The organism is Achromobacter sp., assembly GCF_049647645.1.
Taxonomy (GTDB): domain Bacteria; phylum Pseudomonadota; class Gammaproteobacteria; order Burkholderiales; family Burkholderiaceae_B; genus Achromobacter.
The window spans coordinates 86,533-95,774 of record NZ_JBARYB010000011.1; the positions used below are offsets into that span (position 1 = coordinate 86,533).

At 67.6% G+C, this 9,242-nt stretch carries 7 protein-coding genes; all 7 read left to right on the plus strand.

The genetic code is table 11. From position 1 onward, the window contains the following. Window positions 1–7: 7 nt before the first annotated feature. Entirely contained in the window at window positions 8–1,651 is a 1,644-nt protein-coding gene (locus tag WBB14_RS01245) for a VRR-NUC domain-containing protein (protein ID WP_424238214.1), read from the plus strand. Then, complete coding sequence (locus tag WBB14_RS01250) at window positions 1,648–3,918, plus strand: ATP-dependent DNA helicase (protein ID WP_424238215.1); 2,271 nt, start codon at window positions 1,648–1,650, stop codon at window positions 3,916–3,918. The genes WBB14_RS01245 and WBB14_RS01250 overlap by 4 nt, the downstream gene beginning before the upstream one ends. Before the next feature lie 110 nt (window positions 3,919–4,028). Further along, the gene (locus tag WBB14_RS01255; protein WP_424238216.1) at window positions 4,029–4,424 is read left to right on the plus strand and encodes a hypothetical protein; all 396 of its coding nucleotides are present in this window, start codon (window positions 4,029–4,031) and stop codon (window positions 4,422–4,424) included. A 102-nt stretch (window positions 4,425–4,526) separates the two neighbouring features. Then, window positions 4,527–5,993 carry an amidase gene (locus WBB14_RS01260; RefSeq protein WP_424238217.1) on the plus strand — a complete coding sequence of 489 codons (1,467 nt, stop codon included), beginning with the start codon at window positions 4,527–4,529 and terminating at the stop codon, window positions 5,991–5,993. 248 nt (window positions 5,994–6,241) lie between these two features. Further along, window positions 6,242–7,861 (plus strand): methyl-accepting chemotaxis protein, encoded by a 1,620-nt coding sequence (locus WBB14_RS01265; protein ID WP_424238218.1) that lies wholly within the window; start codon window positions 6,242–6,244, stop codon window positions 7,859–7,861. Further along, window positions 7,861–8,391, plus strand: coding sequence for a chemotaxis protein CheW (locus WBB14_RS01270; RefSeq protein ID WP_424238219.1), 531 nt, complete (start codon window positions 7,861–7,863; stop codon window positions 8,389–8,391). The genes WBB14_RS01265 and WBB14_RS01270 overlap by 1 nt, the downstream gene beginning before the upstream one ends. Continuing rightward, window positions 8,388–9,242: CheR family methyltransferase (locus WBB14_RS01275; protein ID WP_424238220.1), on the plus strand; the 855-nt coding region annotated here is incomplete at its 3' end. The genes WBB14_RS01270 and WBB14_RS01275, both read left to right, overlap by 4 nt.

Below are 9,242 nucleotides of genomic sequence, written 5' to 3' on the forward strand. Positions count from 1 at the left end.
CCGGCCGATGTTTCCCGCCTACCGCTACTACTATCTGCACAACTTCCAGCGCGCGCTGACGTGGGTGGGCGACCGCTACGCCGACCTGCTGGACGACGTCGAGCGCCGTTTCATGACGGATTTCCCGGCCTTGCCGCAGGCATCCCAGGCGCTGATGGTGCGCATGCTGATGCGGCGCGGCCCGTGGTTCCGCGCCAGCCGGCTGGTCTATGAAGAGATCGGCGCGGCCGAGGCCGCCGCCCAGCCCCTGCTGGCGCTGGGTTGGCTGGACGCGCAGGCGCCGATGACGCTGGACGAGCTGTTCGGGCTGCACACCAAGCCGGAGCTGAGCCGCATGTTTGCGGACATGCCGGTCAGATCCGCCTCGCGCAAGAGCGATCTGCTGGAGGCCGCGCGCGTCGCCTGCGCGGATCCGCGGCCTTACGCCGAATGGAATCCCGCCGCGGGCGAGCCGGCCTGGCGCGTGACCGTGACGGATATCTGCGAACGTTTCCGCCTGATGTTCTTCGGCAATCTGCACCAGGACTGGTCGGAATTCGTGTTGGCCGACCTGGGCGTGTTCCAGTACGAGGCGGTGCCGTTCGACGCTTCTTCCCGCGCCTTCCAGACGCGGGCGGATGTGGACTGCTATCTGGCGCTGCATGCCTGCCGCGTGGCGCTGGACGAAGGGGCCGACGCCGAAGCGCTGATGCAGGCCGTGCAGGCCTGCGCCAGCGGCAATCCCTGGCTGGAAAAGCGCCGCGCCAAGGTTCTGCTGCGCATCGGGCAGGCTTGCGAACGGGCGCAGGACTGGGACGCCGCGCAACGCGTGTATGCGGCCTGCGCCTATCCCGGCGCGCGCCATCGCCGCATCCGCGTGTATGAGCGCATGGCGCGGCACGGCGATGCGCTGGCCTTGGCGCTGCAGGCGCAGGCCGAGCCCGAGAGCGAAGAGGAAAGCCAGCGCCTGGCCCGCATGTGGCCGCGCCTGTATCGGGGCGCGGGGCAGGGCGCGCCGGCGCGCGAGCCGGCTCCTGCCTTGCTGCGCACCGACCTGACGCTGGCCCGGCCGACCGAACCCGCCTCGGTGGAGTTCGCCACGCGCGATCACCTGCACCGGGACGACGCGCCCGTGCACTACGTGGAAAACGCGCTGATCAATTCGCTGTTCGGGCTACTGTGCTGGCCGGCAGTATTCGCGCCCTTGCCGGGCGCCTTCTTCCATCCGTTCCAACGCGGTCCGGCCGATCTGGACGTGCCGGATTTCCACCAGCGCCGTGCGGCGTTGTTCGCGCAATGCCTGGCGCAGCTGGACGCGCCGGACTACCGCGACCTGATCCTGCAACGCTACGCCGACAAGTCGGGGCTGCAGTCGCCCTTCGTGTTCTGGGGCTCCCTGTCTGAGGACCTGCTCACGCAGGCGCTGGACTGCCTGCCGCCGGCCCATTTGAAGCTGTACTTCGAGCGCCTGCTGCGCGACGTCAAGACCAACCGCTCCGGCCTGCCGGACCTGATCCGCTTCTGGCCGTCCGAGCGCCGCTACGAGCTGATCGAGGTCAAGGGCCCGGGCGACAAACTGCAGGACAACCAGATCCGCTGGCTGCAGTACTGCGTGTCGCACGGCATGCCGGTGCGGGTGTGCCACGTCAGCTGGCGCGAGGACACGGCATGAGCTACGCCGTGGCGGTGCGCGCGCTGTGCGAATTCACGGCGCGGACAGGAGACTTGGACCTGCGCTTCACGCCCGCGCCCACGGGCCTGGAAGGCATGGCGGGCCACGCGACCGTGACGGGCCGCCGCGGGCCGGCGTACGAGACCGAAGTGGCCCTGTCCGGGCAGCATGAAAACCTGCTGGCGCGCGGCCGCGCCGACGGCTACGACCCCGTTGCCAATCAGCTCGAAGAGATCAAGACCTACCGCGGCCAGCTGGACAGCGTGCGCGATAACCACCGCGCGGTGCATTGGGCGCAGGCGAAGGTATACGGGCATCTGCTGTGCCAGGCGCGCGGACTCGAAAGGCTGCGCGTGGCGCTGGTGTACTTCAACGTGGTCACCGAGGAAGAGACGGTGCTGGTGGAAACGCACGAGGCCGCCGCGCTGGAGGCGTTCTTCCGCGAGCAATGCGGGCGTTTCCTGGCCTGGGCGGCGACCGAGCTGGCTCACCGCCAATCGCGCGATGCGGCGCTGGAGGCGCTGAAGTTTCCACATGGCGAATTTCGCACCGGGCAGCGCGAGCTGGCCGTGGCCTCCTACCGCACGGCACGCGACGGCGGCTGCCTGATGGCGCAGGCGCCCACCGGCATAGGCAAGACGCTGGGCACGATCTTCCCGTTGCTCAAGGCCAGTCCGGGCGCGGGCCTGGACAAGATCTTCTTCCTGGCGGCCAAGAGCCCGGGCCGCGGCCTGGCGCTGGAAGCGCTGGACACCGTCAACGCGCAGCCCGCCGCGCCCGGCCTGCGGGTGCTGGACCTGCAGGCGCGCGACAAGACCTGCGTGCATCCGGACCTGGCCTGCCACGGCGAATCCTGCCCGCTCGCCCAGGGCTTCTATGACCGCTTGCCGCAGGCGCGCGAGGCCGCGCTGACGCACGCGCGGCTGGATGCCGCCACGGTGGCGGCGACTGCGCGTGAGCACCAGGTCTGCCCGTATTACCTGTCGCAGGAACTGATCCGATGGAGCGACGTGGTGGTGGGCGACTACAACTACTACTACGACGCCACGGCGATGCTGTACGCCATGACCCAGGTCTACCAATGGAAGGTGGCGGTGCTGGTGGACGAGGCCCACAACCTGGTAGACCGGGCGCGCCGCATGTACACGGGCGAGCTCGACCAGGCTTCGCTGGCGGCGGCGCGCTACGCCGCGCCCAAGGCGCTGAAGAAATCCCTGGACGGCCTGCAACGCTCCTGGAATGCGCTCAACAAGAAGCAGGCGGAACGCTATCAGGCCTATGACGAGGTGGCAGCCGGGGTGCTGGCCGCGGTGCAGAAGGCGGTGGGCGCGATCATGGAGCACATGGCCGAATCGCCGCTGTCGCAGGACGACCCGGTGCTGGCGTTCTACTTCGAGGCTCTGCAATTCATGCGGCTGGCGGAGCAGTTCGGCTCGCACGCGCTGTTCGATGTGACCCGGTCGGACGCAAGCGCCGCCGGCGCCAAGACGCCGCCTTCCGTGCTGTGCGTGCGCAACGTGATTCCGGCGCCGTATCTGGCGGCGCGCTACGCGGCGGCGCACGCTACCGTGCTGTTTTCCGGCACGCTGAGCCCGCAGCAGTTCTACCGCGACACGCTGGGCCTGCCCGCGGCCACGCCCTGGCTCGACGTGGCCGCCCCGTTCCAGGCCGAGCAATTGGCGGTGAGGGTGGTGGGCAACGTGTCCACGCGCTATCGCGACCGCGAGCGCTCGCTGGAGCCCATCGTCGAGCTGATCGCGCGGCAGTATGCGGAGCGGCCGGGAAACTACCTGGGTTTTCTCAGCAGCTTCGACTATCTGCGCCAGGTGTCGGACCTGATGCGCGAGCGCCACCCCGCCGTGCCGATCTGGCTGCAGACCCCGGGCATGGACGAGGCCGGCCGGGCCGCGTTCCTGGCGCGCTTTACCGAAACCGGGCAGGGCGTGGGCTTTGCGGTGCTGGGCGGCGCTTTTTCGGAGGGCGTGGACTTGCCCGGCAAGCGTTTGATCGGCGCCTTCATCGCCACGCTGGGACTGCCGCAGGTAAACGCCGTGAATGAAAACATGAAGCGCGCCATGGACCAGCGCTATGGGGTCGAGAACGGCTACGACTACACCTACCTGTATCCCGGCATGCAGAAGGTGGTGCAGGCGGCGGGCCGCGTCATCCGTACGGAACACGACGTGGGCACGGTGCACCTGATCGACGACCGCTACCGCCGCGCCAAGGTGCGCGGCTTGTTGCCCGGCTGGTGGCGCGTGGATTGATCAGGCGGGCGCAGTTCCGTCAGCGGCTGGCGGTGTCTCGATCTGGCGCAAGGGATTGCGCCTGCCTCGCGTATCATCCGGCCTTCGTTTTTCTGGCTCTGGATGCATCGATGACCCGTTTCCGTTTCCTGGCCGCTTGCGGCCTGCTCTGCGCCTTGGCGTCCAATCCCGCCTTGGCCCGCGAGCGCGACTTGCCTTACACGGACGCGGACCTGTGGTCCAAGAAAAAGGCGGGCGACCTGATCACGCTATGCAGGAAGGAAACTCCCGCGATCCTCAAGCAGATGGTCGCCGAAGACAAGAGTTCGCCGTTGTACCAGGCGACCGACCTGGACGTTCCCGACGTCTACGACGTGATGCAGGACGTCGGGCCGCTGGTATGGATGATCAGCACCGATTACACCTTCACGGACGTCAGCGGCAGGAAACGCGAGTTTGTCGCGTCCTGCCTGTTCGACAGGAAAGGCAAGTCTGGCTTCGATACGGTGTCCAACGAACCCTCCTGATCCGCGGGCGTAGTATTGTCTGCCTGCGCGGCCGGTGTCCGGCCAGCGCCGCCCAATATGACAAGGCGCCCCGTTTCGAGGTGCGCCATAGAGGAGACAAGCATGTCCATCGCCGCCCCGTTGAACGACATCGTGGCCATGCCCGCCCACGCGCTGTCCGAGGCGATCCGGCAGCGCCAGGTGTCCTGCCGCGAAGTGATGGCGGCCTATCTGGCGCACATCGACCGGGTCAACCCGAAGCTCAACGCCATCGTCGCCCGGCGCGACAGCGACGAGCTGATGCGCGAGGCGGATGAGCGCGACGCCCAATTGGCCGCGGGCCAATGGCTGGGCTTTCTCCATGGCATGCCGCAGGCGCCCAAGGACCTGACCGCGGTGCGCGGCATGGTCACGTCCATGGGCTCGCTGGTCTACAAGGACCAGGTCACGGCGCACGATTCCATCATCATCGAGCGCATGCGCGCGTCCGGCGCCATCTTCATCGGCCGCAGCAACGTGCCGGAGTTCGGGCTGGGCTCGCATACCTACAACCCGGTATACGGCGTCACCGGCAATCCCTACGATCCGTCCAGGACCGCGGGCGGCAGCAGCGGCGGGGCGGCGGCGGCCTTGGCGGCGCGCATGTTGCCGGTGGCGGACGGCAGCGATTTCGGCGGCTCGTTGCGCAATCCCGCGGCGTTCTGCAACGTCTACGGCATGCGCCCCTCGGCCGGCCGGGTACCCTACGGGCCGTCGACCGAGGTCTTCCTCAAGCAGTTGGCCTACGAAGGGCCGATGGGCCGGTCGCCGCGCGACGTGGCCCTGCTGCTGTCGGTAATGGCGGGGCCGGACCGGCGCGTGCCGCTGTCCCTGAACGGCGACCCCGCCCAGTTCGCCCAGCCGCTGGACGCCGACCTGCGCGGCAAGCGCGTGGGCTGGCTGGGCGACTGGAACGGCTACCTGCCAATGGAGGCGGGAATCCTGGAACTGTGCGTACAGGCCTTGGCCGACTTGGCGCAGACCGGCTGCGAGGCGGTCGACTATCAGGTGCCGTTCGCCGGCGAGCGCCTCTGGCGGATCTGGCTGGCCCACCGCCACCTGATGGTGGGCGGGCAGCTCCACCCCCTGGTTCACAACCCCGAAACGCGCAAGCTGGTGAAGCCGGCCGTGGTCTGGGAAGTCGAGGGGCTGGAAGGCATGACGGCGCGGCAGGTCTACCAGGCCACCGAAGAGCGCAGCGCCTGGTACCAGACCGTGCTGCGCATGTTCGAAGACGTGGATTTTCTGGCGGTGCCGTCGGCCCAGGTGTTTCCCTTCGACGCGGCGCTGGACTGGCCCAAGGAGATCGCCGGGCGTCCCATGGACACCTATCACCGCTGGATGGAGACCGTCACGCCCTGGACGCTGGCGGGCTGCCCGGTGATCAGCGTGCCGGTGGGATTCAATGCCGCCGGCTTGCCCATGGGCATGCAGCTTATCGGGCCGCCACAAGCTGACTTGGCTGTCCTGCAACTGGCGCACGCCTACGGACAGACGCGCGATTGGGTGGATTCCCGGCCGCCCGTGGCGCTCTGGAGTGAAACCGCCTGAAAACGGGTCCGGTACGCATTGTTGCGGGAAAAGACAAGCCCTTGTAAGAGGGCTTTGCTTTTTCCCGACGTAAACCGCCATATTTGGCGCAATTTCAGCGTTTTCCGTGGCTGGGAGCCTTTGCCTTTGCAATAATTGTCAACCAACTCACAACATCCCGTAATAAATGGACAGCCTTGTGTCCCTCGTTCTGTTCCAGAATATTTCGGTCCAATCGACGAGTTGATTTTGCATAGAGGTTTCCCGGCATGAACAATCTGACACTACGCCAGCGCATCCTGGCCAGCTTCCTGGCGATCCTGGCCATCATGGCGTTGATGGTGGTGATGGATTACCGGCGCCTGCTGGTCATCGAGTCGGAGGTCGAGCTGATCAATAACGATGCCGTGCCCGGCATCTACTACAGCACCTCGATCCGCGCCTCCTGGTTCGCCGGCTTCGTGCTGGTGCAGGACGCGCTGAATATGGAGACGGAGCAGGAGCGCAACAGCGTGCTGGCCGGATTGCCCGAGACTGACCAATTGCTGGCGGACCATACCGAACAATATCGCCGCACCATCGCGCGCGAAGATGATCGCGGGATGTTCAGCGAGTTCGAGAAGGAACTGCAGGACTACAAGCGCATCCGCGCCAATGTGCTTGCGCCGGCCACGCTGGCGAACCCGGCGCGCGCCCAAGCCCTGATCAAGGCGGAGCTGCGGCCCGCGTTCTACAAGGGGCGCGACATCCTGGCCAGGATGGTGCAGGAAAACAAGAAGCAGGCCGATGAAGCGGCGGCCGCCATCAGGCAGTCGGTGGACAGCGCCGAGGTTCGCATGCTGGTGTCGCTGGGTCTGGCGATCATCGCCGCCATCATCTGCGGCATCATGCTGATGCGCGCCATCGCCAACCCGATGCGCGCCATCGTCAAGACCTTGGAGGCCACGGGCGGGGGCGATCTGACACGGCGCCTGACGCTGGCGCGCAAGGATGAATTCAACGCCATTGAAACCGGATTCAACGGCATGGTGGACGAGCTGACCGGGCTGGTCGGCAAGACGCAGCGCTCGGCGGTGCAGGTGGCCACTTCGGTGACCGAGATCGCGGCCACCTCCAAACAGCAGCAGGCCACGGCTTCCGAGGTCGCCGCCACCACCACGGAGATCGGCGTGACCTCGCGCGAAATCTCCGCCACCTCGCGCGAGCTGGTGCGCACCATGGCGGAAGTCTCGGGCGCCGCTGAGCAGACCGCGGCCCTGGCGGGCAGTGGCCAGGTGGGCCTGGCGCGCATGGAGGACACCATGCGCAACGTGGTGGGCGCGGCAGGCTCGGTCAACGCCAAGCTGGCGATCCTGAACGAGAAGGCCGGCAATATCACGCAAGTGGTTACGACTATCACAAAAGTGGCTGACCAGACCAACCTGCTGTCGCTGAACGCGGCAATCGAGGCCGAGAAGGCCGGCGAGTATGGCCGCGGCTTCGTGGTGGTGGCCACCGAGATCCGCCGGCTGGCGGACCAGACCGCCGTCGCCACCTACGATATCGAGCAGATGGTGCGCGAGATCCAGTCGTCGGTGTCGGCCGGCGTCATGGGCATGGACAAGTTTTCCGAAGAAGTGCGGCGCGGCATGGCCGACATGCAGCAGGTGGGCGACCAGCTGTCGCAGATCATCCAGCAGGTGCAGACGCTGGCGCCGCGCGTGCAGATGGTGAACGAGGGCATGCAGGCGCAGGCCACCGGCGCCGAGCAGATCAACCAGGCCCTGCAGCAACTGAGCGACGCTGCGCAGCAGACCGTGGAATCGCTGCGCCAGTCCACGCTGGCGATCGAAGAGCTGACGCTGGTGGCCAACGACCTGCGCAGCGGCGTGTCGCGCTTCAAGGTGTGATGGCTGCCATGGCGGAGCGCGCTCTCTCTGCTGCGGCCGGACGCCGGCTGTACCTGCTGTTCCGCATCGGCGGCGACCGCTATGCGCTGGACGCGAGAGACATCGCCGAGGTGCTCGGCCTGCGCGAGTTCAAGCAGGTGCCGGGCGCGCCTGCCTGGGTGGCCGGCGTCATGGAGCGCCGCGGCGTCGCCATACCCGTCATCGACATGAGCGCGCTGGCGGGCGGCGGCGCGGCAGCCGCCGTGACCAGCACCCGGCTGGCCCTGGTGCGCTACCGGGCGGCTCCGGACGGGCCGGAGCATCTGCTGGGGCTGATCCTGGAGCAGGCGACCGAAACCGTGCACTACGATCCCGCCGCGTTCCAGTCCGGCGGCCTGGATAATCCGGGCGCGCGCTATCTGGGCGCGGTGCTCAGCGTTGCCGGCGGCATGGTGCAGGCCGTCAACGTCGACGACCTGCTGCCGGCGCCGGTGCGGGCGCTGCTGTTTCCCGCCGATGCTGCCGGCGCAGCGCGCGAGGCGCGGCCATGATGCTGATCGACGATTTCAGCGCCTTGCTCAAGCGGCGCATGGGCCTGGACAGCGGCTCCATCGGCAAGGCCGCCGTGGAGCGCGCGGTGCGGCGCAGAATGGGCATGGCCGGCATTGCCGACGAACAGGACTATCTGTGGCAGGTACAGGCCTCGCCCGCCGAGATGCAGCAGCTGATCGAAGCGGTCATCGTGCCGGAGACCTGGTTTTTCCGTTATCCGGAATCGCAGGCGGCCATGGCCGCGCTGGCGCGGGCGCGCCTGTATGCCACGGGCGCCGAAGGCCGCGTGCTGCGCGTGCTGAGCGTGCCCTGTTCCAGCGGCGAAGAGCCTTATTCCATCGCCATGGCGCTGCTGGACGCCGGCGTGCCCGCCGAACGCTTCCAGATCGACGCCTTCGACATCAGCGTGCGTATGGTCGAATTCGCGCAGCGCGCCCTGTACGGCCGCAATTCCTTCCGCGGCGATGACCTGGGTTACCGCGACCGGTATTTCGCCGAGACCGCCGACGGCCATCAGCTGGCCGCCCAGGTGATGGGGCAAGTGCGGTTCCAGCCGGGCAATCTGTTCGATCCCGATCTGCTGGCCGGCGTGGCGCCCTACGACTTCGTGTTCTGCCGCAACCTGCTCATCTACTTCGACTCGGCCACGCAGGAGCGTGCGGTACAGGTGTTGCGCCGGTTCACGCGCGAAGATGGCGTGCTCTTCGTCGGCCCGGCCGAAACCACGCTGCTGACCGGGCGCAGGCTGCCGGCGGTGCCGATGGCGCGCTCGTTCGCTTTCCTGGCCAAGCCGCTGCCGCCGCCCGTAGCGCCCGCCGCACCGCCGGTCACGCGGCCCATCGTGCACAGC

What these genes read in the sequence shown, in the direction of transcription:
- WBB14_RS01245 (WP_424238214.1), top strand. Translation starts at nt 8, where the DNA reads ATGTTTCCCGCCTACCGCTACTACTATCTGCACAACTTCCAGCGCGCG.
- WBB14_RS01250 (WP_424238215.1), top strand. Translation starts at nt 1,648, where the DNA reads ATGAGCTACGCCGTGGCGGTGCGCGCGCTGTGCGAATTCACGGCGCGG.
- WBB14_RS01255 (WP_424238216.1), top strand. Translation starts at nt 4,029, where the DNA reads ATGACCCGTTTCCGTTTCCTGGCCGCTTGCGGCCTGCTCTGCGCCTTG.
- WBB14_RS01260 (WP_424238217.1), top strand. Translation starts at nt 4,527, where the DNA reads ATGTCCATCGCCGCCCCGTTGAACGACATCGTGGCCATGCCCGCCCAC.
- WBB14_RS01265 (WP_424238218.1), top strand. Translation starts at nt 6,242, where the DNA reads ATGAACAATCTGACACTACGCCAGCGCATCCTGGCCAGCTTCCTGGCG.
- WBB14_RS01270 (WP_424238219.1), top strand. Translation starts at nt 7,861, where the DNA reads ATGGCTGCCATGGCGGAGCGCGCTCTCTCTGCTGCGGCCGGACGCCGG.